Raw genomic sequence first — 1,876 nt, forward strand, 5'->3', positions numbered from 1 at the left:
ATATAATATTATAAATATGAGAAAAAATTAATCAAAATTAATAATAAAATTCTTAAGTATTATGATATTTATTCAAAAATAAGGAGCATCTAAATAATTGATGAATAAAAATTTTGCTAGTAGCTTAAGATTAAACATCATACTGACAATTTTTCTCATAATAACACTGTTAACAATCTATCAATATTTCATACTAATGTTTTCAAAAAATATGCAACATTTTTCTCAAAAAATAAATCATATATCAAGAAGGGGTAACATTTATGATAGAAATGGCAAAATAATAGCTTTCTCTTCAAAATCATATTCAGTAGGAACAGATCCAAGAAAAATAAAAAATATTGTAAACACGTCAGAAACTCTTGGTGCAATATTAAAAATTGATCCTCAAACAATAAAACAAAAACTGTTGTCAAAAAAAGGATTTCAGTATATAAAACGACAAATAACAAAAGAAGAATCAGAACTAATCAAAAGAATTCAATCAGAAGGAAGACTAAAAGATATCATACTTTATCCAGATTATAAAAGAATTTATCCATTTAAAGAATTGACAAGCAATATTACAGGATTTGTAGGTATTGATAATATTGGACTTACAGGTATTGAATTTTCTCTAAACTCCATATTAAACGAAGATTTTACAAAACAACAATCTATAAATGAAAAACTAAGTACAAACAATATTTACCTAACAATAGACATAGATCTTCAAAACAATATAAATCAAATAGCCAAAAAATATTTTCAAGAAAATAAACCTGAAAATATGATTACAATAGTAATGGATGCTAAGAATGGAGAAATTTTATCAATGCTTCAATTTCCACAATATGATGCCAATTATTATTCACAATATTCTAAAGAGATATGGAACAACTTTTCAACATCACTAACCTATGAACCTGGAAGTATTAATAAAATATTTACAGTAGCTATTCTATTAGATAGTGGACTATTAAAACCAAACGAAAAATTTTTAGATAACGGTATATATCAAAAAAAATTCAAATCAGGAGAAACAATTATAATTAAAACATTAAATCCTCCTTATGATTATATTGATCTTAGTGGAATTTTACTTTATTCCTCTAATGTAGGAATAGCTCATATTACAGACAAAATCAATAATGAATATTTCTACAACAAACTAATAGATTTTGGTTTTGGAGAAAGAGTTGGATTCCCTTTCCCCGGAGAAACAAAAGGCATCTTAAATCATCATTCAAAATGGTCAGGACGAAGCAAAGCCACAATTGGGTTTGGACAAGAAATAGGAGTTTCTGCCATTCAAATATTACAAGCTGCTAGCGTATTGAGTAACAAAGGAATCATGTTAAAACCAAAAATCATAAAAAAAATAATCAATGAAATGCAAGATACAATTCAAGAATTTCCTAAAGAAGAAATTAAAAAAGTAATATCTGAACACACAGCAAAAAAAGTTTTAAAATTGATGAGAGAAGTTGTAAATAAAGGAGGCATACCAAAACTTAAGACAAAAAACTTAAGCATTTCAGCCAAAAGTGGAACTTCCCAAGTAATAGATCAAAATACAGGTAAATATTCAAATGAAGATTATACATCTTCAATACTCGTAATATATCCTACAGAAGATCCAAAATATATTATTTATGTCGTATACAGATACCCCAAAAAAATCATATATGGAACAAGAATCGCTGCACCAATGGCTAGAGAAATAATAAATTTAATTGAACAGAAAAACAATAAAGAAGAATACAACAAAATTAAAATTTCTTCAAAAATCAGTATACCAAAACCTATAATAAAACATAACATAAAAGAAACCTTACCAAACCTCAAGGGACTCTCTAAAAGAGACTTAATGAAAATTTTAAAAGACTATATAAAT

1 protein-coding gene is annotated in these 1,876 nt (G+C 25.9%); it reads left to right on the forward strand.

What is annotated here, in order from left to right:
• Nucleotides 1–100: 100 nt before the first annotated feature.
• Nucleotides 101–1,876: peptidoglycan D,D-transpeptidase FtsI family protein (locus tag BN1173_RS00715; RefSeq protein WP_040235910.1), on the forward strand; the 1,776-nt coding region annotated here is incomplete at its 3' end.

This window comes from Borrelia crocidurae, from assembly GCF_000825665.2.
In the GTDB taxonomy this organism is placed as follows: Bacteria; Spirochaetota; Spirochaetia; order Borreliales; family Borreliaceae; genus Borrelia; species Borrelia duttonii.